This is a genomic window from Acidovorax sp., assembly GCF_046339755.1.
Classification (GTDB): Bacteria; Pseudomonadota; Gammaproteobacteria; order Burkholderiales; family Burkholderiaceae_C; genus Acidovorax.
In genome coordinates, this window is record NZ_JBKDTZ010000260.1 from 21690 (window position 1) to 47801 (window position 26112).

Here is a 26112-nt window from a genome sequence, read left to right on the forward strand (position 1 = left end):
GAAGTTCGTGTGAATTTTCAGGCGGCTTTTCGCCCCGTGGATGCCAACAGGCAGCAGGCCATGTCGCCCACCGTGCGCAAGGCCTGCAGATGCGACGGCGTCCAGTCGCTGCCCACCCCGATGCGCAGGCAGTTGCGAAAGCGCCCGCTGGCGCTGAACACCGTGCCGGGCGCAACCAGGATGTTCTTTGCCAGGCAAGCCTCGTGCAGCTGCACCGAGTCGAGTGCGCGCGGCAGCTCCACCCACAGCAGCATGCCGCCCGGTGGATCGCTGACCCGCGTACCCGAAGGAAAGTGCGCGCCGATGATGTGGCGCACCCCATCGAGCCTCGCGGCCGCAGCAGCGCGCAACTGTCGCATGGCGGCGGCGTGGCCGCTCTGGTTGATGAGATCGGCCAGCGCCAGCTCCAGCACGGCCGATTGGCCGCCGGCCTGCATGTCCTTGATGCTGCGCAGCTGCTCGGTCCAGCGCCCGGCCTCGACCCAACCCAGGCGCAGGCCGGGCGCCAGGGTCTTGGAGAAGGAGTCGCAGAGCATCACATGGCCCGTGGTGTCGTAGGACTTGACGGTGCGGCGCATCTCGTCGGACTCGGCCAGGTCGTTGTAGATCGCATCCTCGATCACCGCCATGCCATGGCGCGAGGCCATCTGCGCCAGGCGTCGGCGCTCGGGCTGGGGCATGCAGCTGCCCAGCGGGTTGCTCAGCGTGGGCACCACCATCAGCGCCTTGACGGGCTGGGTATCGAGGGCCAGCTGCAGGGCATCGAGCGAGATGCCATGGCGCGGATGCGTGGGAATCTCGAGCGCCTTGAGGTGCAGGCCCTGCAGCACTTCGAGAAACGAGAAATGCGTGGGCGACTCCAGCGCCACCACGTCGCCCGGCTGGGTGGCTGCGCGCAGGCACAGGGCGATGCTGTCCATGCAGCCGCCGGTGATCAGGATGTTCTCGGGGTCCAGGCTGCAGCCCAGGCCCACGGCGTAGCGCGCCAGGGCGCGCCGGGCCTCTGGGTGCCCAGCGGACGTCGGGTAGGTGCACAGCAGCTGGCGGTTGCGCTGCACGGCGCGCACCACGGCGCGGCGCACGCGGTCGGGGTTGAGCATGTCGGGGCCGGGCGTGCCGCTGCTGAAGGACACCATGTCCACCGGCTGGGCATGGCCCATGATGCGCTGGCCCAGCCAGTCCACCGAGACCTCGCGCGGGCGGCGCAGCGGGCGCGGGATGGTGGGCTCGGGCAGGTTCACGGGGCGGGACGCGACAAAGAAGCCCGAGCGCGGGCGCGCGGTGATCAGGCGCGCGTCTTCCAGCCAGTGGTAGGCCTGAACCACGGTGCTCTGCGCCACGCCGCGCTGGCGCGCCAGTTCACGCACCGAGGGCATCTTCTCGCCGCGGGCCAGGGTGCCGTTGCGCACCAGTTCGGCCAGCTGGGCCGCGATCTGCAGGTACAGGGGCGTGGTCTCTTGGGCGTCCATGGCTGCATTCTGTACTGGCCTGCCGAACAGCAGGCAATACAGATGGCCACGATTCCGTACGACACAGAGTGCTGCCGCAGCACATCTGTACTGCTTCAGCTCGGCGCGGGCTGTGGCTGGCGGCCCGGCGGGGGCCGGCGCACAGTACAAGGCATGAACACCCTGCCACCCCCCTGCCCCCGTCCTCCCACTGTCCAGCCAGCCCGGCCCGAGGCCCTGGCCCTTCGGTGGAACCGCCAACCTCTGCCGCCACCGCAGGCCGTGCAGACGCTCGAATTCCGCGCGGGCGAGACCGCCCTGCTGGAAGTGGAACAAGGCCGCGTCTGGGTCACCTGCGATGGGCTGCTCGAAGACTATTTCCTCGAAGCCGGACAGCGCCTGTCGTTCACCGGCCCGGTGCGGATTCGCGTCAGTGCCGAAGGCCAGCGCCCCGCTCTATTGAACTGGGCGCTGCACCGCCAGCCAGCCACCGCCAGCCGCCCAACAGCGGCTTCGGCCACCGGCGGCATGCAGCTGCGCGCAGCCTGACGGAAGCTGGATACGGTCAGCCCCGTGCTGGCGGCACGGGCGTGAGCCGCAGTTCAGCGGCGCGCGCGTGGGCCTGCAGGCCTTCGCCGTAGGCCAGTTCCGCCGCCACCGTGCCCAGCACCTGGGCGCCGGCCGCGCTCACTTCGATCAGGCTGCTGCGCTTCTGGAAATCGTACACCCCGAGCGGCGAGCTGAACCGCGCCGTGCCGCTGGTGGGCAGCACGTGGTTGGGGCCGGCGCAGTAATCGCCCAGACTTTCGCTGGTGTAGGCCCCGAGGAAGATGGCACCCGCGTGGCGCAGCAGCGGCTCCCAGCGGTGAGGGTCGGTGCTGCTCACCTCCAGGTGCTCGGGGGCGATGCGGTTGCTGATGGCGCAGGCTTCCTCCATGCTGCGGGTGTGGATCAGCGCGCCGCGGCCGTTCAGGCTCTTGGCGATGATCTCGGCGCGGGGCATGGCGGGCAGCAGGCGGTCGATGGCCTCCTGCACGGCATCGAGGTAGGCGGCGTCAGGGCACAGCAGGATGCGCTGGGCCAGGTCGTCGTGCTCGGCCTGCGCGAACAGGTCCATGGCCACCCAGTCGGCAGGGGTGCTGCCGTCGGCCAGCACCAGGATTTCGCTGGGGCCGGCGATCATGTCGATGCCCACGGTGCCGAACACGCGCTTCTTGGCGCTGGCCACGTAGGCGTTGCCCGGGCCGGTGATCTTGTCGACCTTGGGCACGGTGGCCGTGCCATAGGCCAGGGCCGCCACGGCCTGGGCGCCGCCGATGGTGAAGGCGCGCGTGACGCCGGCCACGTAGGCGGCTGCCAGCACCAGCTCATTGCGTTCGCCCTTGGTGGACGCCAGTTGCGCGCCCGAGCCCCCGGTGGCCACGCTGCCGCGCACGGGCGTGGGCACGACCATGATGATCTCCTGCACGCCGGCCACGTGGGCGGGAATAGCGTTCATGAGCAGGCTCGACGGGTAGGCCGCCTTGCCGCCGGGCACGTAGATGCCCACCCGGTCCAGCGGCGTGACCTTCTGGCCCAGCAGGGTGCCGTCCTCGTCGCGGTAGCTCCAGCTTTCGCCCGAGGCCTTCTTCTGCGCCTCGTGGTAGCTGCGCACGCGCCTGGCAGCGGCCTGCAGGGCGTCGCGCTGCGCGGCGGGAATGGCGTCGAAGGCGGCCTTGAAATCGGCCTGCGTGAGCTCCAGCGCTGCCATGTCGGGCGCGGCCAGACCGTCGAAGCGGGCCGTGTAGTCGAGCACGGCGGCGTCGCCGCGCGCCTGCACGTCGGCCAGGATGTCGGCCACGCGCTGCTCGATCGCTGCGTCCGTGTCGGCGGACCAATGCAGGCGATCGCGGAAGGCGGCTTCGAAATCGGCGCTGTCGGTACGGAGGCGGACGGGCTGGGCTTGCATGGCGTTTTCTATCGCAGTGGGAGGGGAATCAGTTCAGGTGCGGGCTGCGGTGGCCGAAGCAAACGCATCGATGATGCTGCGCAGCGGCGCCTGCTTGAGCTTGAGCGCCGCCTGGTTGACCACGAGGTAGGAGCTGATGTCCATGATGCGCTCGACCTCGACGAGGTGGTTGGCGCGCAGGGTGTTGCCGGTGGAGACCAGGTCGACGATGGCGTCGGACAGGCCGATCAGCGGCGCCAGTTCCATGCTGCCGTAGAGCTTGACCATGTCCACGTGCACGCCCTTGGTGGCGAAGAAGTCGCGCGCGATGGAGGTGTACTTGGTAGCGACCTTGAGGCGCGAGCCCTGCTTGACCGCGCGCTCGTAGTCGAAATCGCTGCGCACGGCCACGCTCACGCGGCACTTGGCGATCTGCAGGTCCAGCGGCTGGTACAGACCCTGGCCGCCGTGCTCGATGAGGGTGTCCTTGCCGGTCACGCCGATGTCGGCGCCGCCATATTCCACATAGGTGGGCACGTCGGTGGCACGCACCAGCACCACGCGCACGTCGGGGCGGTTGGTGGGCAGAATGAGCTTGCGCGACTTCTCGGGGTCTTCAAGCACCTCGATGCCTGCAGCCTCCAGCAGCGGCAGGTTCTCGTCGAAGATGCGGCCCTTGGACAGGGCGAGGGTGATCATGGTCATACGGGTTCTCTGAAAAGGGGCGCCAGTGTCGTGAGTTAGAAGTTCGTTGAAGAAAGAAATCTGCCGAAATCGCTGCCAGGCTAGGCGCAAAGCACAGCCATGCCGGGTGGCATGGCGCGCATTTGTAACGACGCATGGCGGGGATTGTCGGTAGATTTATTCAACGAATTTCCAACTCGCGACCCTAAGACATGCGCTCGATGTCGGCGCCGATGCCGCGCAGTTTCGCTTCCATGCAGTCGTAGCCGCGGTCCAGGTGGTAGATGCGGTCCACCACCGTCTCGCCGTCGGCCACCAGGCCGGCGATCACGAGGCTGGCCGAGGCGCGCAGGTCGGTGGCCATGACCGTGGCGCCCGACAGGGGCGGATGCGCGGCCTCGGGCTTGCCCAGGCCCTCGATCACGGCGACCTTGCCATCGGTCTGGATGCGGGCGCCCAGGCGCACGAGCTCATCCACGTGCATGAAGCGGTTCTCGAAGATGGTCTCGGTCACCGTGGAGGTGCCCTGCGCCACGCAGTTGAGCGCCATGAACTGGGCCTGCATGTCGGTGGGAAAGCCCGGGTATTCGGTAGTTCGGAAGCCCTGGGCGCGCAGTTGGCCGGCGCCGGGGCTCTGGATGCGGATGCCGCCGTCCAGCGCCTGCACCTGGGTACCGGCCTCGCGCAGCTTGTCGATCACGGCGTCCAGGTGGTCGGCACGGCCATGGCGCAGCACCACGTCGCCGCCGGTGGCCGCCACGGCGCACAGGAAGGTGCCGGCCTCGATGCGGTCGGCCACCACCCGGTGGGTGCAGCCAGAGAGGCGCTCCACGCCCTGGATGCGGATGCGGCTGGTGCCGTGGCCTTCGATCTTCGCGCCCATGGCGATCAGCATCTCGGCCAGGTCCACGATCTCGGGCTCCTGCGCGGCATTCTCCAGCACGGTCTCGCCCTCGGCCAGCGCGGCGGCCATGAGGAAGTTCTCGGTACCGGTCACGGTGACCATGTCGGTGGTGATGCGCGCGCCCTTCAGGCGCGTGGCACCCGCGGGCAGCTTGGCGATCATGTAGCCGTGCTCGACCACGATCTCGGCCCCCATGGTGGCCAGGCCCTTGATGTGCTGGTCCACCGGGCGCGAGCCGATGGCGCAGCCGCCGGGCAGGGACACGGTGGCCTCGCCAAAGCGCGCCAAGAGCGGCCCCAGGGCCAGCACCGAGGCGCGCATGGTCTTGACCAGCTCGTAGGGGGCCTCGGGCGTGTTCAGGGCACTGGCATCGATGCGCACGGTGCCATCGCTGGCGCGCTCGGCCGCAACACCCATGTTGCGGATCAGGGTGAGCATGGTGCTCACGTCCTGCAACTGGGGCACATTGAGCAGGGTGACGGGCTCGGCCGTGAGCAGTGCCGCGCACAGCTCGGGCAGCGCGGCGTTCTTGGCGCCGGAGACCAGCACCTCGCCCTGCAGGGTGCGGCCGCCACGGATGAGGAGTTTGTCCATCACGAAACCTGGAGGAAAAGGGGTTGGAGGATCAGCGCGGCTGCGCCGCCCATTCGGCGGGCGTGAAGGTCTTCATCGACAGGGCATGTACCTCATCGGTCTGCATGCGCGTGCCCAGCGTGGCGTACACGCGCTGGTGGCGCTGGATGAGGCGCTTGCCCTCGAAGTCCGCCGAGACGATGGTGGCATACCAGTGGCGGCCATCGCCCTGCAGGTCGATGTGCTCGCAGGCCAGGCCGGCGGCAATGAGGTCTTTGAGTTGGTCGGCGGTCATGGTGGGGCGTGGTTGTCTGCGTCCGTGCAGGGGCGCTAGGGTACATCGAACCGCCCCGGGGCGGTTCGATGCCGGTTCAATGGCGGATCTTGTAGCCTGTGCGCAGCAGGTGCACGGCCAGTGCGCTGACCGCCAGCCAGGCCACGCCGACAATGCCCAGGCTGAGCCAGGGCGAGGTGTCGCTCTGGCCGAAGAAGCCGTAGCGGAAGCCGTCGATCATGTAGAAGAACGGGTTCAGGTGGCTCACGGTCTGCCAGAACGGCGGCAGCGACTGGATGGAGTAGAACACGCCCGACAGGAAGGTCATGGGCACGATCACGAAGTTCTGGAACGCCGCCATCTGGTCGAACTTGTCCGCCCACAGGCCGGCGATGAGCCCCAGGGTCGCCAGCAGCGCAGCGCCCAGGAAGGCGAAGGCGATGATCCACAGCGGCGCGGCGAACTCCGGCCGTGCGAAGGCGATGGTGACGATGAACACGCCGAGCCCCACGACCAGCCCGCGCACGATGGACGAGCCCACATAGGCCACGAACCAGGCCCAGTGCGACAGCGGTGTGAGCAGCACGAACACCAGGCTGCCCATGATCTTGCTCTGGATCAGGCTCGACGAGCTGTTGGCGAAGGCGTTCTGCAGCACGCTCATCATCACCAGGCCGGGCACCAGGAAGGCGGTGTAGCTGATGCGCTCGTAGACCTTCACATGGTCCTCGAGCACATGGCCGAAGATCAGCAGGTACAGCACGGCGGTGAGCACCGGCGCGGCCACGGTCTGGAAGCTGACCTTCCAGAAGCGCAGCACTTCCTTGTAGAACAGGGTCTGCCAGCCGGTCATGCGTGCACCTCCACGGGGGCCGCGGCAGGCGCTGGCGGAGGATGCGACGAGGAGGTACCCGCCATGACCTGCAGGAACACGTCCTCCAGGTCGGGTCGGCGGATCTCCATGTCATGCACCTCGACACCGGCCACGCGCAACGCGGACAGGTGCTCCTCGATCTCGCGTGCGTCGTGCGCCGGCAACTGCACGATGCGGCCCGTGACGCGCGCCAGGCGCGCGAGCGCAGGCGGCAGGTCCACATCGGCCTTGAATTGCAGCACAGTGCCCGAGGCCGACTTGAGCTGGTCGCTGGTCTGCGCCAGCGCCACCACCTGCCCAGTCTTGAGCATGGCGATGCGGTTGCACAGGGCCTCGGCTTCTTCGAGGTAGTGGGTTGTGAGCAGCACGGTGTGGCCCTGCTTGTTCAGGCGGGCGACGAATTGCCACAGAGTCTGGCGCAGCTCCACGTCCACGCCCGCTGTGGGCTCGTCGAGCACGATGATGGGCGGCTTGTGCACCAAGGCCTGGGCCACCAGCACGCGGCGCTTCATGCCGCCCGAGAGTTGGCGCATGTTGGAATTGGCCTTGTCCGTGAGGCCCAGGTTGTGCAGCAGCTCGTCGATCCAGTCGTCGTTGTTCTTGACGCCGAAGTAGCCGGACTGGATGCGCAGGGCCTCGCGCACGTTGAAGAAGGGGTCGAACACCAGCTCCTGCGGCACGACGCCGAGCTTGCGGCGCGCTTCGGCGAAGTTGGACTGCACGTCGCTGCCTTGCACGAGCACGCGCCCGCCGCTGGGCCGGGCCAGGCCGGCGAGGATGCTGATGAGGGTGGTCTTGCCGGCCCCATTGGGGCCGAGCAGTCCGAAGAACTCCCCCTCCTCGATGTCCAGGCTGACCTGGTTGAGTGCCTGGAACGGGCCTTTGGGGGTGTCAAAGGTCTTGGAGACGGCTTGGAATGAGACTGCGGGCATGAGCCCGTGATTTTACGGCCTGGTGCACAAACGTGCTGTGCCGGCCCCGGGAGCCCCTGCCAGGGCGTCAGGCCGAGGGCAGCAGATCGGCCACGCCGTACAGGCCGGCCATGCTGGCCAGCGCAGCGGGCAGGCCCTGCACGGCGAAAGTCTTGCGGTCGGAGAGCGCCTCGCGCCGGCACTCGAGCAACACCGCCAGCGCGGAGGTGTCGAACACGGCCAGCGCCTGGGCATCCACCACCACGCTCGGCTCCTTGTGCACCTTCAGGCCCTGCAGCAGCATGCGCAGGCACGCAGGTGCCTGGCGGTGCGTCAGTTCCTGCGGCAGGACCAGAACCGGCATGGCAGATCCCGCGTCAGCCCTTGGTGCCGGCATTGGACTTGTTGCGCGCCTCGAGCGAGGCGATCAGGCCGTCAACGCCCTTGGCATTGATTTCCTGTGCAAACTGGCCCTTGTAGGTTTCCACCAGCCACACGCCCAGCACGTTGAGGTTGTAGATCTTCCAGCCGGCGCCATCTCCGGGCGTCTTTTCCAGGCGGTAGTCGAGCTGGATCGGGTCGCCCCGGCCCACGATCTCGGTGCGCACCAGCACGTCCTTGTCCGCAGGATCGGCGCGCAGGGGCTTGACCTGGATGCTCTGGTCGTTGACCTGCGCCAGAGCGCCCGCATAGGTGCGCACCAGCAGGATCTTGAACTCGTCCTGCAAGCGCTTTTGCTGCTCGGGCGTGGCCTGGCGCCAGCCTGGGCCCACGGCGGCGGCCGTCATGCGGCGGAAATTCACGTTGGGCATGACCGTCTTGTCCACCAGCGCGATCACCTTGGCGATGTCGCCGCCCTGGATGGACTTGTCTGCCTTAACCGTGTTGAGCACGTCGGTGGACAGGCGCTTGATCAAGGCGTCGGGCGCCTCGTCGGCCGCGGAGGCCGCCAGCGGCAGGCCCAGGGAAGTCACGGCCACCAGGGCCAGGGCCATGTGGCCCAGGAATCGTCGGTTCATCATCATGTCGTTTTCCTTCATGGTGCGGGCAAGGCACCCTTGATTTCATTGTGGGCGCGAAGGGCCCGCCATGTGCTTCTGTCCGGTAGCGGGTTGCAAGCAAGTGCAACACCCCGCTCGGCCCTCAGCGGGTCTTGGCATCGGCGGGTGGTGGCTCCTCGGGCAGCACGCCGTCCTTGGCGTCGCGTTCGCGTTCGCTGTCGTCCTTGTCCTTGTCGTACGGGACCGCCCCTGCCTGGCTGCGCACCTGCAGGAACACGTCGCGCGTGAAGCTGTACTTGTCGAGGGCAGCGCTGTCGAGGACCGAACCTGCACGCAGCAGGTTGGCACGCGCATCCACGGCGCGAAGGGCATACAGCGAGTTGCGGGCGGAGGTCGGGTCCACATAGCGCACAGGGTTGCCCACCATGTCGACCGGCAGGGCGAAGGTGTCGCGCACGGTGGAAGGACCCAGGATGGGCAGCACCAGGTAAGGCCCGGTGTCCATGCCCCAGCGGCCCAGGGTCAGGCCGAAATCCTGGCGGTAGCGGTCGATGCCGATCTCGCTGGCCACGTCCAGCACGCCGCCCAGGCCGAAGAATGTGTTCACGTTGACGCGCATGAAGCTCGATGCGGCGCCTTCCAGGCGCAACTGCAGCACGTTGTTCACGAAGGACCACACATCGGTCAGGTTGGCAAAGAAGTTGCTCACCCCGGTGCGCACGGGCGCGGGGGTGACTTCCTTGTAGGCTGTGGCGACGGGCTTGAGCACGATGGCGTCGACCTGCTCGTTGAACTTCGTGACGCCGCGGTTGTAGGGTTCCAGCGGGTCGCGCGGATCGGTGCGGGGACCGCTCGCGCAGCCGACCATCAGCACCAGCCCGAGCATTGCGGCCATGGCGCGCCCGGCTCGCAGGAGCCCGCCCGCGGGGTGTTCATCATGGCGGGCCGTGCCCGCTTGCATCCTGTTCATCATTTTTTGCTACCACCTGCCCCTGCGGGCTTACTGCCGTCTTCGGCTTTGCTGTAAAGAAATTGTCCAATCAGGTTTTCGAGCACCACGGCGGACTGCGTGGCCGTGATCGTGTCTCCCGCTGCGAGGTTCTTTTCGTCGCCACCAGCCTCGATGCCGATGTACTGCTCGCCCAGCAAACCGCTGGTCAGGATCTTGAGCGAGCTGTCCTTGGGAAACGCATAGCGATCCTGCATGGCCAGCGTGACGCGCGCCTGGAAGGTCTTGTCGTCGAAGGCGATGGACTCCACGCGGCCTACCACCACGCCCGCACTGCGCACGGCTGCCTGGGGCTTCAGGCCTCCGATGTTGTCGAAGCGGGCGATGAGCTGGTAGCCGCGCTGGAAATTGAGGGTCAGCAGGTTGGCCGACTGCAGGGCCAGGAAGACCAGCGCCGCGATGCCAAGCATCACGAACAGGCCTACCCAGACATCATTTTTGGAGCGTTGCATGGTTGCGATCTCTTTGCTTATTTCTTAGATGCTGAACATCATGGCGGTGAGCAGGAAGTCCAGCCCCAGCACCGCCAACGAAGCCATCACCACCGTGCGCGTGGTGGCGCGCGACACGCCCTCGGGCGTGGGCTTGGCGGAGTAACCCTGCAGCAGGGCCACGAAGGTCACGGTGACGCCAAAGACGACGCTCTTGATGACGCCGTTGCCCACGTCGCGGAACACGTCGACTCCGCCCTGCATCTGGCTCCAGAAGGCGCCGGGGTCGATGCCGATGAGCACCACGCCGACGATCCAGCCGCCGATCACGCCCACGGCGCTGAATACCGCCGCCAGCAATGGCATGGTGATGACACCAGCCCAGAAACGCGGCGCCAGGATGCGGCGCACCGGGTCCACGGCCATCATCTCCATGGCGCTGAGCTGTTCGCCCGCACGCATGAGGCCGATTTCGGCGGTGAGCGAAGTGCCGGCCCGGCCAGCGAACAGCAGTGCCGTGACCACGGGACCCAACTCGCGCACCAGCGAGAGCGCGACCAACATGCCGAGCGCCTCGGACGAGCCGTAGCGCTGCAGCGTGTAGTAGCCCTGCAGGCCGAGCACGAAGCCCACGAACAGGCCCGACACCGCGATGATGGCCAGCGAGAAGTTGCCCAGAAAGTGCACCTGGTCGCGCACCAGCGAGGGCCGCAGGAAAGTGGCACCGAACAGGCGCAGCAGGCGCGCGAACAAATGGGCCGCGGCCCCGATGTCCGCGAGCTTGCCGCGCACGGCCAGGCCCACGTCGGAGGGGTTGTACCAGCTCACAGGCCGATCCCTCCTGCGGGACCGAAGTCCTGCTCTGCGGTGGGGCCCGGGTAGTGGAAGGGCACGGGCCCCGTGGGCAGCGCATGCACGAACTGGTGTACCAGCGGGTCGGTGCTGGCCCGTACTTCGTCGGGCGCGCCCTGCGCAGCCACCACACCTTCACCGAGGATGATGACATGGTCGGCCAGGCGGAAGGTTTCCTCCAGGTCATGCGAGACGATGATGCTGGTAAGTCCCATGGCATCATTGAGCTGGCGGATGAGCTGGGCGGCCGTGCCCAGGGAGATGGGGTCCAGGCCCGCGAAGGGTTCGTCGTACATGACGAGTTCGGGGTCCAGCGCGATGGCACGGGCCAGGGCCACGCGCCGCGCCATGCCGCCCGAGATCTGGCTGGGCATGAGGTCGCGCGCGCCGCGCAGGCCCACGGCGTTGAGCTTCATGAGCACCACGTCGCGGATCAACTCTTCCGGCAGGTCCGTGTGCTCGCGCAGCGGAAAGGCCACGTTCTCGAACACATCGAGGTCGGTGAACAACGCGCCGAACTGGAACAGCATGCCCATGCGCCGGCGCGCCTTGTACAGGGCGGTTGCGTCCATCTGGCCCACGTTCTGGCCATCAAACAGCACCTCGCCCTGTTGGGCCTGCTGCTGTCCGCCGATGAGGCGCAGCACCGTGGTCTTGCCCCCGCCCGAGGCCCCCATGAGCGCCGTGACCTTGCCGCGCGGAACCGTCAGCGACACGTCGCGCAGGATGGGACGGTCACCGTAGGAGAAGGTGACGTTGCGCAGTTCGGCAAAGGGCGAAGGCTCGGGCATCAAAAAAAGGCACGAAGAAAGGGGAAGTTTGCAAAACACGATTGTCCGCGCGCACGGCAATCGCGGCGCGTCGGACAGCAGCGATGTTAGCCGAATCGCCCACAAACATACATGAATGCATGCATGTTTGCATTGAAGCTGAGAAACGGATTTGCGCAGTTTCTGCGAGGCGTGCCCTTCCCCTGCATCCAATTGTGCTTTGTGAGGCTGCAGTTCAAGGGTACGCAAAGGGGGAATCTTGCACCAACTTGCGCAAGAGCGTTGTGCACTGCACACAAACCCTGTCCAGAGCAACGCTTGCGAGCCACACCCAAAGCCTCGAACCGGAATCGAGTCGACGCAATGACCTCCGAGCGGACGCGCGATTCCACTGCCATCACCGCTATGGGTGCTTGCAGCCAAGCCAAGGCAATCCTAAACTGGTGTAGCAGATAGATACAAATGTCGAAAAACCTGCGACTCCTAAGTGCAGCGCTTCTTGCAGCGGTGTCTATCGCTGATAAGGGCCTGGCTACCCTTCTTCACCGTCCCTACGCCACCATGCTTATTTCAACCCTTCGAAGAATTCTCGCAAGCGCCACTGTGTGCCTGGGATTCGCCTTGCCAGCCGCCGCGCAGATTCCCACGACCTCCAATATCACGGGTACCACGGATTCGCTCAATCTGTCTGTGACCTTGTCTACCGAATCACGCTTCATCGGCAACGGGAAGCTGTATTTTGTGATGCTTCACAACAACCAGTTTTATCTGCTGTCGGAAACCCGGGGCTTCATTCCCTACACGGGTAGCGAGATCCCGGAATACAAGACCATCGGAAGCAGCAAGGAATCGATCACTCTGAACAACTGGAACACACGAGGCCAGCTGGGCGCCGAAATTTTCGTGGGGTATGGCTCCGACTTTTTCGAAATGCTCAGCAGCGGCAGATTCAAGCACGTAGAGACCTTGGAGGACGTGGCGACCCCGATCGATCCCTATACCTCCCTGAATCGTGCCTACAGCTGCTACAACTCGCTAGGCATGTTTGTTGAAACATTGACCTTCAGTTTCAAGATGACAGAGGTCCAGATCTATTCCGGGCAGCGGCTGATCCACACCATACCGGCATGGCAGCATGACGCCAGGGGGCCCACCTATGCCGCCGTCCTCGGCGACGGCAAGGGCCTCTACGTGCTCGGTTTCTACCAACCTCAAACCGGCGGCAAAATACCTTACACCGTCAGCTACGTTCGCACGTACAGAACTTCGGCGGACCTTGATCCCAGCACTGTGAGAGTATGCAACTGAGGTACACCGCCTGCGGATAAGTAGCGACCGTAACCAATGAACAGGGGTCTGACAGGCTGCACCCTACCAAGTACCAGGAAGAAAAAAGCCCGATGCCTGGATGGCATCGAGCCTGTCTTGCGCAGCAACATCTCTCGGCTTGCCGCTGAGCAATCTTCAAAAAGTGCCTTACCTCAGCGCGGCAGGTCCGAATAGCCCATGAGGTACTCGTCCACCGCGCGGGCCGCCTGGCGGCCTTCGCGGATGGCCCAGACCACCAGGGACTGGCCGCGGCGGATGTCGCCTGCCGCGAACACCTTGGGGGCGCTCGTGGCATAGCCGCCATCGAACTCGGTGGTGGCACGGGCGTTGCCGCGCGCATCCTTCTCGACGCCGAAGGCTTCGAGCACGGCAGCGACGGGGCTCACGAAGCCCATGGCCAGCAGCACGAGGTCGGCCTTGAGCACCTTCTCGGAACCGGGGACTTCGACCATCTTGCCGTCCTTCCATTCCACGCGCACGGTCTTGAGGCCGGTGACCTTGCCCTTTTCGCCGATGAACTCCTTGGTGGAGATGGCGAATTCGCGCTCACAGCCTTCTTCGTGGCTGGAGCTGGTGCGCAGCTTGATCGGCCAGTAGGGCCAGGTCATGGGGCGGTTCTCGACTTCGGGCGGCTGGGGCATCAGCTCGAACTGGGTGACGCTGACGGCGCCGTGTCGGTTGCTGGTGCCCACACAGTCGCTGCCGGTGTCGCCGCCACCGATCACGATGACGTGCTTGCCGTCGGCGCGCAGCTGGTTCTTGAGCTTGTCGCCGGCATTGACCTTGTTCTGCTGGGGCAGGAACTCCATGGCGAAGTGGATGCCATCGAGGTCGCGGCCGGGCACGGGCAGATCACGGCTCTGCTCGGCACCGCCGGTGAGCAGCACGGCGTCGAACTCGGCCTGCAGTTGCTCGGGGGTGACGGTTTCCTTGGCCCAGTTGGTGACCTTGGAGCCCTTGCCCAGACCGTCCTTGGCTGCACCGACGAAGACGCTGGTGCGGATGGTGACGCCTTCGGCCTTGAGCTGCTCGGCACGGCGGTCGATGTGCGACTTCTCCATCTTGAAGTCGGGGATGCCGTAGCGCAGCAGGCCGCCGATGCGGTCGTTCTTCTCGAACAGGGTCACGTCGTGGCCGACGCGCGCCAGTTGCTGGGCGGCGGCCATGCCGGCCGGGCCGGAGCCCACCACGGCGACCTTCTTGCCGGTCTTGTGCTTGGACGGCAGCGCCTTGACCCAGCCCTCTTCCCAGGCGCGGTCGATGATCGCGTGCTCGATGGACTTGATGCCCACGGCGTCGTCGTTCACGTTGAGCACGCAGGCGGCCTCGCAGGGCGCGGGGCAGATGCGGCCGGTGAACTCGGGGAAGTTGTTGGTGCTGTGCAGCACGGCGATGGCGCTCTTCCAGTCGGCCTGGTAGACCAGGTCGTTGAAGTCCGGAATGATGTTGTTCACCGGGCAGACGTTGTTGCAGAACGGCGTGCCGCAGTCCATGCAGCGCGCGCCCTGCACCTTGGCCTGGGACTCATCGAGCCCGATGACGAATTCCTTGTAATGCTTCAGGCGCTCGCCGACGGGCTTGTAGCCCGCTTCGATGCGCTCGTACTCCATGAAGCCGGTGGTCTTTCCCATGATTGCGTGTCCTTGTCTATGAATGCTGTGCGGGTGTCGGGTGGGGCCGCGCCTTACTTGGCGGGCACGGCCACGTTCTTGGCAGCCGGGGCCACCGCGGGGGTGGCAGGCTCCTCGAGCACCTTGCGTTCATAAATCTCGGCCAGCGCGCGCTTGTACTCGGTCGGGAAGACCTTGACGAACTTGCTGCGCGATGCTGCCCAGTTGTCGAGCAGTTCGCGCGCGCGCTTGCTGCCCGTCCAGCGGTTGTGGTCTTCCAGCAGCTTCTTGAGCTGCGCTTCGTCGGTCTGGCCGTTGTGCCAGATGGCGCGGGGCACGGTGGCCTCCTGCTCGGAGGAAGGCAGGATGCGTTCCAGCGTGACCATGGACATGTTGCAGCGCGTGTCGAACTGGCCGTCTTCGTCGTAGACGTAGGCGACGCCGCCGCTCATGCCGGCCGCGAAGTTGCGGCCGGTCTTGCCCAGCACCATCACGGTGCCGCCGGTCATGTATTCGCAGCCATGGTCGCCCGTGCCCTCGACGACCGCCGTGGCGCCCGACAGGCGCACGGCAAAGCGTTCGCCGGCCACGCCGCTGAAGAAGGCCTCGCCGGTGGTGGCGCCGTACATGACAGTGTTGCCCACGATGGTGTTGCGCACGGAATCACCGCGGAAGTCGATGCTGGGGCGCACGATGACGCGGCCGCCCGACAGGCCCTTGCCGGTGTAGTCGTTGGCGTCGCCGATCAGGTACAGCGTGATGCCGCGCGTGAGGAAGGCACCAAAGGACTGGCCGCCCGTGCCTTCGAGCTGGATGCGGATGGTGTCGTCCGGCAGGCCTTCGGGGTGGGCGCGGGTCACGGCACCCGAGAGCATGGCGCCCACGGAGCGGTTGACGTTGCGCGCCACTTCGATGAACTGCACGCGCTCGCCCTTGTCGATGGCGGGGCGGCTGCGTTCGATGAGCTTGCGGTCCAGCGTGTGCTCGATGTTGTGGTCCTGCACGTCCACGTGGAAGCGTGGCACGTCGGCGGGCACGTTGGGCTGGGCGAACAGGCGGCCGAAATCGAGGCCGCGGGCCTTCCAGTGGGCGATGCCGGAGCGCATGTCGAGCAGATCGGAGCGGCCGATCAGGTCGTCGAACTTGCGGATGCCCAGTTGGGCCATGATCTGGCGCACTTCTTCGGCGATGAAGAAGAAGTAGTTGACCACGTGCTCGGGCTTGCCCGAGAACTTGGCGCGCAGGGCCGGGTCCTGCGTGGCCACGCCCACTGGGCAGGTGTTCAGGTGGCACTTGCGCATCATGATGCAGCCTTCGACGACCAGGGGCGCCGTGGCGAAGCCGAACTCGTCGGCGCCCAGCAGCGCGCCGATGGCGACGTCGCGGCCGGTCTTCATCTGGCCGTCGGCCTGCACGCGCACGCGGCCGCGCAGGCGGTTGAGCACCAGGGTCTGCTGGGTTTCGGCCAGGCCGATTTCCCAGGGTCCGCCCGCGTGCTTGATGGACGACCAGGGCGATGCGCCCGTGCCGCCGTCATGGCCGGCGATCACCAGGTGGTCGCTCTTGCACTTGGTGACGCCGGCCGCGATGGTGCCCACGCCGACTTCGGACACCAGCTTGGTGCTGATGCTGGCGTGCGGTGCCACGTTCTTCAGGTCGTGGATGAGCTGGGCCAGGTCTTCGATGGAGTAGATGTCGTGGTGCGGCGGGGGCGAGATCAGGCCCACGCCGGGCACGCTGTGGCGCAGCTTGCCGATGTAGGTGGAGACCTTGCCGCCAGGCAGTTGGCCGCCTTCGCCGGGCTTGGCGCCCTGGGCCATCTTGATCTGGATCTGGTCGGCCGAGGACAGGTATTCGGCCGTGACGCCGAAGCGGCCCGAGGCCACCTGCTTGATGCGGCTGCGCAGGGAGTCGCCGTCCTGCAGGGGCAGGTCGACCTCGACGTTTTCGGCGCCGATCACGCTCTTGAGCGTGTCGCCCTGCTTGATCGGGATGCCCTTGAGTTCGTTGCGGTAGCGTGCAGCGTCCTCGCCGCCCTCGCCGGTGTTGCTCTTGCCGCCGATGCGGTTCATGGCCACGGCCAGGGTGGCATGCGCTTCGGTGGAGATGGAGCCCAGCGACATGGCGCCGGTGGCGAAGCGCTTGACGATCTCCTTGGCGGGCTCGACCTCGTCCACGGAGATGGCCTTGGCGGGATCGATCTTGAACTCGAACAGGCCGCGCAGCGTCATGTGGCGCTTGCTCTGGTCGTTGATGATCTGCGCGTATTCCTTGTACGTGTTCCAGCTGTTGGCACGCGTGGAGTGCTGCAGCTTGGCGATGGCGTCGGGGCTCCACATGTGCTCTTCGCCTCGGGCGCGCCAGGCGTATTCGCCGCCGGCGTCCAGCATGGTTTCGAGCACGGGGTCGTCGCCGAAGGCGGCCTTGTGCATGCGGATGGCTTCCTCGGCGATCTCGAACACGCCGATGCCTTCCACGCGGCTGGCCGTGCCGGTGAAGTACTTGCCCACGGTGTCGGTGTTCAGGCCGATGGCCTCGAACAGCTGCGCGCCGCAGTAGCTCATGTAGGTGCTCACGCCCATCTTGGACATGATCTTGGACAGGCCCTTGCCGATGGCCTTGACGTAGTTGTAGATGGCCTTGTCCGGCGACAGGTCGCCAGGCATGTCCTTGTGCATCTCGGCCAGGGTTTCCATGGCGAGGTAGGGGTGCACGGCTTCGGCTCCGTAGCCACCCAGCACGGCGAAGTGGTGCACTTCGCGCGCGGTGCCGGTCTCGACCACCAGGCCGGCGGTGGTGCGCAGGCCTGCGCCCACCAGGTGCTGGTGGATGGCCGACAGGGCCAGCAGCGCAGGGATGGCCACCTGCGTGGCGCTCACGGCGCGGTCGCTGACGATGAGGATGTTGGCACCGCCCTTGATGGCGTCCACCGCCTGCGCGCACAGCGAGGCGAGCTTGGCTTCCACCCCCTCACGACCCCAGTCCAGCGGGTAGGTGATGTCAATGGTGACGCTTTTGAACTTGCCCTGCGTGTACTTCTCGATGTCGCGCAGCTTGGCCATGTCGGCGAAGTCGAGCACAGGCTGGCTCACTTCGAGCCGCATCGGCGGGTTGACCTGGTTGATGTCCAGCAGGTTGGGCTTGGGGCCGATGAACGACACCAGCGACATCACCACGGCTTCGCGGATCGGGTCGATGGGCGGGTTCGTGACCTGGGCGAACAGCTGCTTGAAGTAGTTGAACAGCGGCTTGTTCTTGCCCGAGAGCACGGCCAGCGGGCTGTCGTTGCCCATGGAGCCGATGCCCTCCTCGCCATTGCGGGCCATGGGGGCCATCAGGAACTTGATGTCCTCTTGCGTGTAGCCGAAGGCCTGCTGGCGGTCGAGCAGCGGCAGCGTGGAAGCTTCGGGCGCGGGCGCATCAGCGGCAGCGTCGATGCTGTCGAGCTTGATGCGCAGGTTTTCGATCCACTGCTTGTAGGGCTTGGTGTTGACGACGTTGGCCTTGAGCTCCTCGTCGTCGATCATGCGGCCCTGTTCCAGGTCGATCAGGAACATCTTGCCGGGCTGCAGGCGCCACTTGCGCACGATCTTGTTCTCGGGGATGGGCAGCACGCCCGACTCCGAGGCCATGATGACCAGATCGTCGTCGGTGATGCAGTAGCGCGAGGGGCGCAGGCCGTTGCGGTCCAGCGTGGCGCCGATCTGGCGGCCATCGGTGAACACGATGGAGGCTGGGCCGTCCCAGGGCTCCATCATCGCAGCGTGGTACTCATAGAAGGCGCGGCGGCGCTCGTCCATGGTGGTGTGCTGCTCCCAGGGCTCGGGGATCATCATCATCACGGCCTGGCTGATGGGGTAGCCAGCCATGGTCAGCAGTTCGAGGCAGTTGTCGAACGTGGCGGTGTCGGACTGGTCGGCGAAGCTGATGGGGTAGAGCTTGTGCAGATCGGCCGCGAGCACGGGCGAGGCCATCACGCCTTCTCGCGCCATCAGCCAGGGTTAATTGCCCTGGACGGTGTTGATTTCACCGTTGTGCGCCACGTAGCGGTAGGGGTGGGCCAGCGGCCACTCGGGAAAGGTGTTGGTGGAAAAACGTTGGTGCACCAGGCCAATGGCCGAGACGCAGCGCTCGTCCTGCAGGTCCATGTAGTAGGTGCCCACTTGGTCGGCCAGCAGCAGGCCCTTGTAGACCACGGTGCGGCTGGACATGCTGGGAACGTAATATTCCTTGCTGTGCGTGAGCGTGAGGTTCTGGATGGCGGCGCTGGCCGTCTTGCGGATCACGTACAGCTTGCGCTCCAGCGCATCCTGCACGATCACGTCGTTACCGCGGCCGATGAAGACCTGGCGCAGGATGGGCTCCTTCTTGCGCACGGTGGGCGACATGGGCATGTCGACGTTGACCGGCACGTCGCGCCAGCCGAGCAGCACCTGGCCTTCGGCCTTGATGGCGCGTTCCATCTCCTGCTCGCAGGCCAGACGAGAGGCGTGCTCCTTGGGCAGGAAGATCATGCCCACACCGTACTCGCCGGCGGCGGGCAGCGTGACGTCCTGTTTGGCCATCTCTTCACGGTACAGCGCGTCGGGGATCTGGATCAGGATGCCCGCGCCGTCGCCCATGAGCTTGTCGGCACCCACGGCGCCACGGTGGTCGATGTTCTCCAGGATCTTCAGGGCCTGCGTAACGATGTCGTGGCGCTTGACGCCCTTGATGTGGGCGACGAAGCCGAGCCCGCAGGCGTCATGCTCGTTGGACTTTGAATACAAACCGTGTTGTTGCAGATGCTGGATCTCGGCAGCCGTGGTCATGGCGCACTCCTCATGAATTTTCGCAGGGAAGGCAAGGTTAGTGCATTGCAACATGCAAGGCAAGCATATTAATTGGGGTCAGATTCTTATTAAATTAACCAACCAAAAAAGTCGGAATTAATTGGGGACACATCAATATTGATTTGAGATGGGGCTGTATCCATTGGTTCGACTTGCGTCAGGCCTCCTCGGGAGCCACCGGCATGGGCGGCCTGCCGGGCTTGGCCTTGGTCACCCTGCGGGGGGTAAGTTTCTGCAGGCCGGCGACGAAGTCGGGCTCGCCCAACGCCCATCCGCTCAGCGCGGACTGCGTGAGAGCGTGCAGCTGCTTCTCACCCAGGCCCGCCTGCACCAGCGCGGCATAGGCTGCCTCGCGCGCAAAGGGCGTATTGCCCAGTGCCCAGTACAGCGCGTGGGTGGTGAGCAGCCGGTCGGTGCGCAGGCCCAGCCAGTGGCCGTGGCTGGACCAGGGGTAGTCCGCCGCGCGCTGCACCGTGCCGGCACGCAGGGGGTTGAGGTCGATGTAGACCATGCAGGCCAGCAGGTAGCGCTCGGCCTCCATCACCGTGGAACGGTAGCGCCCTTCCCACAAGGTACCCGTGCGCCCATGGCGCTGGTTGAAGTAGCGCACGTAGCTGCGCCCAATGGACTGCATCATCTGCGGCAGGCCATCGTCCGTGGACGGGGTGGCCAGCAGATGGAAGTGGTTGTCCATCAGCACATAGGCATGCAGGGCCACCTGGAACTTGCGCGCTTTGTCATCGAGCAAGGCGAGCATGGCCTCGAAGTCGGCCCGGTCCAGGAAGATTGCCTGACGGTTGTTGCCGCGCTGGATCACATGGTGGGGGAAGCCGGGCAGGGTCAGTCGGGGCAGGCGGGCCATGGCGCAAGGCGGGTGTTCGGATGGTGTGGGAGAGGTATGATAAACCTGTCCCCATTTTCATCAGATACCGTGCCCGCCGTCCACGGCGCCGGGCGAGCGCTCTACGGCGATGCCGTTTCGGCGCTGTGGCCGGCTTCTGCCTCTGGCTGCAATCCGAACCGCGCAGACATGGCCTGCTCCAACCCCATCTCGCGCAGGATGGCACGCAGGCGTTCCGCAGCACTGCGCTTTTTCTGGCCGGTGTAGCGCGCGATGATGAGCTCGTTCTTCATGCTGTGCTCCCAGCCCACCAGCTCGGTGACCGTGACCTGGTAGCCGCTGGCTTCCAGGTACAGGCAGCGCAGCACATTGGTGACCTGGCTGCCCAGTTCGCGCGTGTGCAGCGGGTGGCGCCACAGTTCGGCCAGCGGCGTGCGCGACAGCTGCAGCGCCTTACCCTGGCGCAGGCAGGCGGCCATCTCGGCCTGGCAGCAGGGCACGAGCACCATGGCGCGGGCGCGCTTTTGCAGGCCGAAGGCAATCGCATCGTCGGTGGCGGTGTCACAGGCATGCAGGGCGGTGACCACGTCGACCTGGGCGGGCAGTTCGGCGGCATCGGCCGATTCGGCCACCGACAGGTTGAGGAAAGACATGCGGGCAAAGCCCAGCTGCCGGGCCAGGGTTCGGGAGCGCTCCACCAGTTCACTGCGGGTCTCGATGCCGTAGATGTGGCCCTGCCCCAGTGCCTTGAAGTACAGGTCGTAGAGGATGAAGCCCAGGTAGGACTTGCCGGCGCCATGATCCGCCAGGCTGGGGGCATGGTCCGCGGTGAACAGCTCGGCCAACAGCGGCTCGATGAAGTTGAACAGGTGGTAGACCTGCTTGAGCTTGCGGCGCGAGTCCTGGTTGATGCGCCCTTCGCGCGTGAGGATGTGCAGCTCCTTGAGCAGCTCCAACGACTGGCCGGGGCGCAGGTCCAATTGCTCGGCGGGCGATGGAGTCAACGGCTTGGCCGCCGGCTTGCCGCCCTGCTTGGGATTGCGAGGCGCGTTCATGCAGCACCCCCGCCGACCTTGGCATCGGAACAGCCCGGCCCCACACCGAGCGCCCGCCACCCCTCCAGGCCCAGCTTCTCAAGCACCTCGATGTTGCGCTCGTAGATGGTCTCGGCCTCGGGGAACACCTCCACAGCGCGGTCGATGCTGTCCTCGCGCAGCAGGTGCAGCGTGGGGTACGGGGAGCGGTTGGTGCAGTTGCTCACATCCTCCACATCCGTCCCCGCAAACTGGAACTGGGGGTGGAAGCTGGCGATCTGCAGCGTGCCGTCGAGCTCCAGCTCGTCGAGCAGGTCTTCCGCCTGGCCCAAAAAGTCGTTGAAATCCAGGAAATCGGCCAGCAGCGGGGTGGGCACGACCAGCAACGTGGTGTCCCGCACATCGGCAGCGATTTCGGCCAACGCGAGCAATTCGGCCCGCAGTTCGTCCAGCAACTGCGAGCGGTCCATGGCATCGCTGACCGCGTAATGGACTTGGCCCTTGACGTGCACGCCCTTGGCGAAGGGGCACAGGTTAAGGCCGATGACGGCACGTTCCAGCCACTGCACGGTGTCGCGGACGGCAGGCAGGGAGACGGCAGGCGTGAGGGACTGGGAATTCATGCAAAGGTGCGGCTGGCGCACAGGAGAAGGGCCCTGATTTTAACGGGCACCCTGCCGACGCGCGCTTCCCCCAAAGAAAGGGCATCCATCAATCGAGCAAGCGCTGCCCCGTCAGCCGCTGATGCTCACGCCCGGCGAAGCGGTCGGTCATGCCAGCAATGAAGTCGGCAACGGCGCGCGACTTCACCGCCATGTCGTCCGTGCTGGCCTGCTGCGCAAAAGCGGGCTTCATCTCCTGCGGCGACTGCAGGTAGGCCGCAAACAGATCTCGCACGACCTGTTGGGCGCGGCCCGTGGTTTCCATGACCTGGGCATGGCGGTACAGGTTCTTGAAAAGAAAGCGCTTGAGCACGACCGACTGTTCGCGCATGGGCTCGCTGAAGCGCACCAGCGGGGGCGACCGTCGCACGGCATCGGCGCTGGTAGGCGCTGCCTGCGCCAGGGCGGCCGAGGTCGCATCGATCACGTCGTAGACCTGCGCGCTCAGCATCAGGCGGATGGCCTCGTAGAGCAGGCGCCGGTGCATCGCCGCATCCTTCAGGTGGGGGTGCGCCGCCTGGGCCGCATGGCGGTACTGGTCGAACAAGGGAACCTCGCGCAGTTGCTCGATGGTGATGAGGCCGGAACGCACGCCATCGTCGATGTCGTGCGCGTTGTAGGCAATCTCATCGGCCAGGTTGCACAGCTGGGCCTCCAGGCCAGGCTGCTCACGGCGCAGAAAACGGCCGCCGACCCCACCGGGCTCTGCATCCTCGATCTGCTGGGCATGGACCTTGGAACAATGCTTGAGGATGCCCTCGCGCGTCTCGAAGGTCAGGTTCAGGCCATCGAAATGCGGGTAGCGTTCTTCAAGTTGGTCGACCACCCGCAGGCTCTGCAGGTTGTGCTCGAAACCGCCATGATCGGCCATGCACTCGTGCAGCGCGTCCTGGCCTGCATGGCCGAAGGGCGTGTGCCCCAGGTCATGGGCGAGCGAGATGGCTTCGACCAGGTCCTCGTCAATGCGCAACGAGCGCGCAATCGAGCGCCCGAGCTGGGCGACCTCCAGCGAATGGGTCAGCCGGGTACGGAACAGGTCCCCCTCGTGGTTCAGGAAGACCTGGGTCTTGTAGACCAGCCGGCGAAACGCCGTGGAGTGCACGATGCGGTCGCGATCCCGCTGGTACTCCGAGCGGGTCGGCGCAGGCGTTTCGGGATGGCGCCGACCCCGGCTCGATGCAGGGTGGCTGGCGTAGACGGCAAGGTCGGATCTGGGGTTCAACAACAGGCTCGCGATAGTTGGTCTTCAACAGATGAGGCCCATTGTGGCCGGGAACGGTAACCGGCGTTTGGCGGGGTGGCGGCGGAAAGAGACAAGGCCAGCCCCCCACTCAATCCAACCCACTGGCTGCCTGCTAAGCGCAGCAGGCGTCGATCACTTCGCGCACCAGCGCGTCGGGCGCCGCGCGGACGACGGCCTTTCCGGGGCCATCGATGATCACAAAGCGAATCTCGCCCGCTTCGGATTTCTTGTCGATGCGCATGAGCTCCAGGTAGCGGCCGGCATTGTCGGAGGCATCGATGACCGGCCCCTTGGTCGGCAGGCCTGCGCGTTCGATGAGTCCCACAAGGCGCTGCACGAAGGCATCGTCCACCAGACCCAGCCGGCGCGAAAGTTCAGCAGCCATCACCATGCCTGCGCCCACGCCTTCGCCATGCAGCCACACACCGTAGCCCATGCCTGCCTCGATGGCATGGCCGAAGGTATGGCCGAAGTTCAGGATGGCCCTGAGGCCACCCTCACGCTCATCCAGGCCCACCACCCATGCCTTGATCTCACAGCTGCGGCGCACGGCATGCGCAAGCGCTGCCCGGTCTCGGGCTCGCAGCGCGTCCATGGAGGTATCGAGCCATTCCATGAATGCCATGTCGGCAATGGGCCCATACTTGATCACTTCCGCCAAGCCGGCGCTCATCTCGCGCGCACTCAGGGTATCGAGCGTGGCCAGGTCGCACACCACCAGCCGGGGCTGGTAGAACGCACCCACCATGTTCTTGCCCAGCGGGTGGTTGATGGCCGTCTTGCCGCCCACCGAGGAATCCACCTGCGCCAGCAAGGTGGTGGGGATCTGCACGAAGGGAACACCGCGCATGTAGGTGGCGGCGGCAAAGCCGGTCATGTCGCCGATGACGCCACCGCCGAGGGCAAACAGCACGGCCTTGCGGTCACAGCCATGCGTGAGCAGGGCGTCGAAGATGCGCTGCAGGGTTTCCCAGCCCTTGAACTCTTCACCATCAGGCAGCGTCACCGTGTGCACGACCGGGTAGCGCTGGCGCAGCGCCTCCACCACCTGCGCCCCGTACAGCGGGCCAACAGTGTCGTTGGTAACCACCAGGGCCGACGTGCCGCCGGGCAACTCCAGGCCTTCCTGCAGTCGGTCAAGAAGGCCTGCGCCAATTTCGATACCGTAGCTGCGATCGCCCAGGTCAATGGCGACTCTATGGGAGGTAGCACCTGCTGGGGATGCGGCGGGGGAAGCGGGGAGCAGATCGGCGGTTTCAAGCATAGGGGCGTAGTTTACGCAGAATGCCGTTCGAATCGCCCGCAGAACGACATTGCAAGCTCTGTCAATAGAAAACCCCGTGGATCCAAGGATCCACGGGGTCTCTATTCTTCTGGCAGGGCGCTCAGCCGATCCGAGAACTTCGAATCTCGCCAAGCGCCCTTTGGACTATCAGGGGCAGGCCGCAGTGTTGGCGCCGATCTGCACAGACACCTGCTGGGTCACGGTCACGGTACCGCGGGTCGCCGTCACCAGGAACCTGGCGTTGCACGATGCAGTGGGGGTGCCGCTGATCACGCCGCTGTTGCCAGTACTGCTGCCTCTCAGGCCCGCAGGCAGAGGTGTCGGAGCAAAGGTCCAGACCACCGGATCCGCTGTATTTCCACCGGAGACCGACAAGCTGTACAGGTACGCCTCGCCGACATTCGCCGGAGGCAGCGCGCACGCGGTGGTCCCGTTGGTTACGCAACCGTTCAAGCTCAGAGGGTTGGGAACTGTCGCTCCACCTGACACCGTGAACTTCACGTTGCCGGACACCTTGGCACCCAAGGCATCCACCACGGTGATCACTGCACTGTAAACACCGGCTGGGCCTTGGGGTGCGCCGCTCACGATGCCATCGCTGCTGATGTTCAAGCCGCCAGGCAATCCAATGGCACTCCACGTATAGGGACCCACGCCGCCTTGGACAGTGAATACGGTCGCAAATGGTATGAAAGCGGTTGCATCCTGGTCAGCCAACGTGGTCAGGGCCAATGGTGCCGCAGCAACATTGTCGACAACCGGTACCGCATACAGGGAAGTAATCGGGTCCTGAATACCGTTGGTGATGTCGTTGTCAAACCGGTCGGTAACAAACTCCAGCACAATGGCTCCAGTGTTAAGCCCGCTGTTCAGCGCGAACGTGCCGATGCCGCCCACTGTGCGCAGTTGTAATACGCTGCCCGACTGGTTTGCTTGCAGCAAGCGCGCGCCGATTGCAGCCTGGCCAATCGGTCGAATGCTGACCTGGAGATTCGGGGCAGATGGCGTAGGAATGGGCTGGTTCGCGTCATCCCTGACAAAGGCCTGGATACCGATATTGTTACGGTAAGGAGTCCGAGGAGTGGCATCCCGGGACAGCAGGACCTGGGGCGCGTCTACCACACCCTTTACGCTGGCGACCTTGCCGGTGGCGGCGCCCACGACAATATCCACACTCGCGGTATACACCTTGGAGTCGCGCGGATCGGTCACCGAGCACACGATGCGGGCCGTGCCCGCTTGGTCATCTGCATGGAAGTGAAAGGACGCACCACCAGAGTTTGCGCCAAGCGTAATCGAACGGTATGCCAAGGGATTGCCATTGTCATCCTCGTGCTCCTCACTACCATCGAGATAGTAAAGGGAACCAGAATCCAAGCCCTGGACAATATTGCACCCAAAAATTTCATCGCCACCAGGAATGGGGTTGGAACCAACTCTCGCATCCACATACAAGGTGGTGGTAAAGGGTGCAGAAGCACCTGACCCGGCCCCAACACCTCCGATGTTAAGAGGCAATTGCGATTTTGCCGTGGTCAACGTAATGCGGTACTGGAGATTGGATTCTCCTCCGCTCCCACCTCCACCGCCGCATGCCGCCAGCGCTGCTGCGGAAGCA

At 65.5% G+C, this 26112-nt stretch carries 22 protein-coding genes and 1 pseudogene; 2 read left to right on the forward strand and 21 right to left on the reverse strand.

All coding sequences use genetic code 11. The features are described 5' to 3' along the window. Nucleotides 1–17 precede the first annotated feature (17 nt). The gene (locus tag ACK59X_RS22755) at nucleotides 18–1469 is read right to left on the reverse strand and encodes a PLP-dependent aminotransferase family protein (protein WP_409960653.1); all 1452 of its coding nucleotides are present in this window, start codon (nucleotides 1467–1469) and stop codon (nucleotides 18–20) included. Nucleotides 1470–1622: 153 nt separating this feature from the next. On the opposite strand from ACK59X_RS22755, the gene ACK59X_RS22760 reads away from it, so the two are divergent. Further along, nucleotides 1623–1997, forward strand: a complete 375-nt coding sequence (locus ACK59X_RS22760; protein ID WP_409960654.1) for a DUF2917 domain-containing protein — start codon at nucleotides 1623–1625, stop codon at nucleotides 1995–1997. A 16-nt stretch (nucleotides 1998–2013) separates the two neighbouring features. Here the strand turns inward: ACK59X_RS22760 and hisD are convergent, their stop codons facing one another. The 12 genes from hisD to ACK59X_RS22820 form a co-directional block, all read right to left on the reverse strand. Then, nucleotides 2014–3396 (reverse strand): histidinol dehydrogenase, encoded by a 1383-nt coding sequence (gene hisD, locus ACK59X_RS22765; RefSeq protein ID WP_409960655.1) that lies wholly within the window; start codon nucleotides 3394–3396, stop codon nucleotides 2014–2016. Between the two features lie 33 nt (nucleotides 3397–3429). After that, on the reverse strand, nucleotides 3430–4074 hold the full coding sequence (gene hisG, locus ACK59X_RS22770) for an ATP phosphoribosyltransferase (protein WP_409960675.1): 645 nt from the start codon (nucleotides 4072–4074) through the stop codon (nucleotides 3430–3432). A 190-nt stretch (nucleotides 4075–4264) separates the two neighbouring features. Beyond that, the gene (murA, locus tag ACK59X_RS22775) at nucleotides 4265–5557 is read right to left on the reverse strand and encodes a UDP-N-acetylglucosamine 1-carboxyvinyltransferase (RefSeq protein ID WP_409960656.1); all 1293 of its coding nucleotides are present in this window, start codon (nucleotides 5555–5557) and stop codon (nucleotides 4265–4267) included. A 31-nt stretch (nucleotides 5558–5588) separates the two neighbouring features. After that, nucleotides 5589–5831, reverse strand: coding sequence for a BolA family protein (locus ACK59X_RS22780; RefSeq protein ID WP_409960657.1), 243 nt, complete (start codon nucleotides 5829–5831; stop codon nucleotides 5589–5591). A gap of 76 nt (nucleotides 5832–5907) precedes the next feature. Beyond that, nucleotides 5908–6663 (reverse strand): ABC transporter permease, encoded by a 756-nt coding sequence (locus ACK59X_RS22785; protein WP_409960658.1) that lies wholly within the window; start codon nucleotides 6661–6663, stop codon nucleotides 5908–5910. Beyond that, the gene (locus ACK59X_RS22790) at nucleotides 6660–7616 is read right to left on the reverse strand and encodes an ABC transporter ATP-binding protein (protein ID WP_409960659.1); all 957 of its coding nucleotides are present in this window, start codon (nucleotides 7614–7616) and stop codon (nucleotides 6660–6662) included. Before ACK59X_RS22790 ends, ACK59X_RS22785 begins: the two co-directional genes overlap by 4 nt. Before the next feature lie 67 nt (nucleotides 7617–7683). Beyond that, nucleotides 7684–7959 carry a lipid asymmetry maintenance protein MlaB gene (locus tag ACK59X_RS22795; protein ID WP_409960660.1) on the reverse strand — a complete coding sequence of 92 codons (276 nt, stop codon included), beginning with the start codon at nucleotides 7957–7959 and terminating at the stop codon, nucleotides 7684–7686. A 13-nt stretch (nucleotides 7960–7972) separates the two neighbouring features. After that, nucleotides 7973–8620, reverse strand: a complete 648-nt coding sequence (locus ACK59X_RS22800) for a phospholipid-binding protein MlaC (protein ID WP_409960661.1) — start codon at nucleotides 8618–8620, stop codon at nucleotides 7973–7975. Nucleotides 8621–8738: 118 nt separating this feature from the next. Continuing rightward, nucleotides 8739–9569 carry a VacJ family lipoprotein gene (locus ACK59X_RS22805; protein ID WP_409960662.1) on the reverse strand — a complete coding sequence of 277 codons (831 nt, stop codon included), beginning with the start codon at nucleotides 9567–9569 and terminating at the stop codon, nucleotides 8739–8741. Next, nucleotides 9566–10057 carry an outer membrane lipid asymmetry maintenance protein MlaD gene (mlaD, locus tag ACK59X_RS22810; RefSeq protein WP_409960663.1) on the reverse strand — a complete coding sequence of 164 codons (492 nt, stop codon included), beginning with the start codon at nucleotides 10055–10057 and terminating at the stop codon, nucleotides 9566–9568. Before mlaD ends, ACK59X_RS22805 begins: the two co-directional genes overlap by 4 nt. Nucleotides 10058–10081: 24 nt before the next feature. Continuing rightward, nucleotides 10082–10864 carry a lipid asymmetry maintenance ABC transporter permease subunit MlaE gene (gene mlaE, locus ACK59X_RS22815; RefSeq protein ID WP_409960664.1) on the reverse strand — a complete coding sequence of 261 codons (783 nt, stop codon included), beginning with the start codon at nucleotides 10862–10864 and terminating at the stop codon, nucleotides 10082–10084. Then, nucleotides 10861–11679 (reverse strand): ABC transporter ATP-binding protein, encoded by an 819-nt coding sequence (locus ACK59X_RS22820; protein WP_409960665.1) that lies wholly within the window; start codon nucleotides 11677–11679, stop codon nucleotides 10861–10863. The genes mlaE and ACK59X_RS22820 overlap by 4 nt, the downstream gene beginning before the upstream one ends. A gap of 441 nt (nucleotides 11680–12120) precedes the next feature. On the opposite strand from ACK59X_RS22820, the gene ACK59X_RS22825 reads away from it, so the two are divergent. Continuing rightward, a complete protein-coding gene (locus tag ACK59X_RS22825) occupies nucleotides 12121–12966 on the forward strand; it encodes a hypothetical protein (protein WP_409960666.1) in 846 nt (281 codons plus the stop codon). A 173-nt stretch (nucleotides 12967–13139) separates the two neighbouring features. On the opposite strand, the gene ACK59X_RS22830 is transcribed toward ACK59X_RS22825, so the two are convergent. From ACK59X_RS22830 to ACK59X_RS22865, 8 genes and pseudogenes are all read right to left on the reverse strand, one after another. Beyond that, nucleotides 13140–14618, reverse strand: a complete 1479-nt coding sequence (locus ACK59X_RS22830) for a glutamate synthase subunit beta (protein ID WP_409960667.1) — start codon at nucleotides 14616–14618, stop codon at nucleotides 13140–13142. Between the two features lie 53 nt (nucleotides 14619–14671). Continuing rightward, nucleotides 14672–19408 (reverse strand): annotated as a pseudogene (locus tag ACK59X_RS22835) (glutamate synthase-related protein). A 178-nt stretch (nucleotides 19409–19586) separates the two neighbouring features. Continuing rightward, nucleotides 19587–20291 (reverse strand): transposase, encoded by a 705-nt coding sequence (locus tag ACK59X_RS22840; RefSeq protein ID WP_409960668.1) that lies wholly within the window; start codon nucleotides 20289–20291, stop codon nucleotides 19587–19589. Nucleotides 20292–20392: 101 nt separating this feature from the next. Then, nucleotides 20393–21325: a class I SAM-dependent methyltransferase gene (locus ACK59X_RS22845; protein WP_409960669.1), complete on the reverse strand. Its 933-nt coding sequence runs from the start codon at nucleotides 21323–21325 to the stop codon at nucleotides 20393–20395. Continuing rightward, nucleotides 21322–21927: a DUF1415 domain-containing protein gene (locus ACK59X_RS22850; RefSeq protein ID WP_409960670.1), complete on the reverse strand. Its 606-nt coding sequence runs from the start codon at nucleotides 21925–21927 to the stop codon at nucleotides 21322–21324. Before ACK59X_RS22850 ends, ACK59X_RS22845 begins: the two co-directional genes overlap by 4 nt. 88 nt (nucleotides 21928–22015) lie before the next feature. Beyond that, nucleotides 22016–23188, reverse strand: coding sequence for a deoxyguanosinetriphosphate triphosphohydrolase (locus tag ACK59X_RS22855; protein ID WP_409960671.1), 1173 nt, complete (start codon nucleotides 23186–23188; stop codon nucleotides 22016–22018). A gap of 133 nt (nucleotides 23189–23321) precedes the next feature. Continuing rightward, the gene (aroB, locus tag ACK59X_RS22860; RefSeq protein WP_409960672.1) at nucleotides 23322–24473 is read right to left on the reverse strand and encodes a 3-dehydroquinate synthase; all 1152 of its coding nucleotides are present in this window, start codon (nucleotides 24471–24473) and stop codon (nucleotides 23322–23324) included. Between the two features lie 168 nt (nucleotides 24474–24641). Beyond that, nucleotides 24642–26112, reverse strand: a 1471-nt coding sequence (locus tag ACK59X_RS22865) for a putative Ig domain-containing protein (RefSeq protein ID WP_409960673.1), incomplete at its 5' end; no start/stop codon positions are given.